Below are 1,597 nucleotides of genomic sequence, written 5' to 3'. Positions count from 1 at the left end.
TATAGTTAAGTATACAGATACGTTAGAATCTACAATTGAAACATTAGATAGACAATTAAGTAATTCACTATCTGAACACAAATTAAAATATTGTCAAGCTAGACCTTTAAAGTTAATTCAAGATAATAATGTAATATTATACACAGACGGTAAATATAAAGTAAGTGAATATGAGATTACATACTTAGCTAAGCCATCTAAAATTAATTCAAGTAATATTACTAATACCGAATATACAGATTTGCCAGAACATACACATATGGAAATTGTGAAAATGGCAATCTAGATTTATCTTGCTACTAAACCAATGTAGCACTATAATGCTTATTCCAACGAAATTGCTTCAATGGAATAACAAATAAATTAATGCGTTTGTCTGACCTGGAAATCTGAAATAAGGAAAGTAGAAGGACAAACTAGACTAGCGCTAAGTCTAACAATTAATTATTTTTATATAAACTATGATTACACGCGTTGATACCGTATTAATCGGAAAGAAATGCCCTACAGCCTATACTACTGTAGATGCTTTGGATAAAGGGGACGTTGCTTTATTTGACTAGAATAAAGCACTAATTACAACTGCTGCTAATGCAGTAAATGCATCTACTGTTTATGTAGGTGTAGCTGGGGATAATATGACAATTACTCTGCCCAACGGTACTACTGCAACAAAGAGAATGGTAGAATATTCTAACGCCATTCAAAAAGCTTCTAAACCTTCGTATGTACAAGGTGATTATGTTGCACCAGTTCAAGAGAAAATCGAAATTGATTTAACTAGTGCTACTGTTGTTATCGGTCACAGATATGTTTTACGCATTGTTTATAAAGACTTATATGAAGCTCCAGGACAGTTTACTCATACTTATGAAGTAATTGCTTCAACTGAGACTGCTGATGATTTGGGAAATGCACTTTTAGCTAAAATTAACAAACACGCTAATCGTAGAGTAAGTGCTACATTTGCAAGTCATAAGCTAACTTTAACTGCAATGGAAAAAGATGACAATGAAGGAGTCAATTCTTTGAATGAATACTCTGTAGTTTCTATGGAAGCTTCTCTGTACGTTACTATTCCTGGTGCATTATTGTCTAATGTTCCTGAAGCAGTTCCTGGTGCAACTATTACTAAGACTGCTGGTAAACCTGGTAAAGGTTACTGGAAACAGGTACGTGATATGGAAGTACGTATGTTGGGTTATAAGGGTCATGTATTCACAGATGCATATCCTGCAATTGAACCAAAACGCAATGTTGAAGAAGGTTCTACATACGATTACTTTACTATTGAAAATGATAATCTGTATTTGAGTCCTGATAATCAGTATATTAAGACTACTCCGTTGACTACAGAAGTATATATTGAACACAATACTACTAATAAAACTTCTGTATTCGCTAAGGCTCTTGAGGCATTTATTACAGGTGAAGCAGAATAATACACGGTTTCTTTATTTAAACCCAGGCGAGGTTGAGGTTTATCCTCGGCTTCGCCTTTTTAATTTTTTGTAGATATGAAAATAATTAATACAAAGCTAGAGAATAACATACTTACAATTACTTTAGATAGCGCTAGTTCAGTAACTAAAGTTTA

At 33.2% G+C, this 1,597-nt stretch carries 2 protein-coding genes; both read left to right on the top strand.

The annotated features are described in order from the left end of the window. A partial coding sequence (locus tag GH664_RS22650; protein WP_228111682.1) for a hypothetical protein occupies window positions 1-286 on the top strand: 286 nt, incomplete at its 5' end. A gap of 352 nt (window positions 287-638) precedes the next feature. Further along, window positions 639-1,442, top strand: coding sequence for a hypothetical protein (locus GH664_RS22645; RefSeq protein WP_153170299.1), 804 nt, complete (start codon window positions 639-641; stop codon window positions 1,440-1,442). Window positions 1,443-1,597: the final 155 nt, after the last annotated feature.

It is taken from the genome of Thauera sp. 2A1 (assembly GCF_009469595.2).
GTDB lineage: Bacteria > Pseudomonadota > Gammaproteobacteria > Burkholderiales > Rhodocyclaceae > Thauera.
The sequence above is the reverse complement of the archived record's forward strand: the minus strand, read 5'-3'. Positions and strand labels throughout refer to the sequence as shown.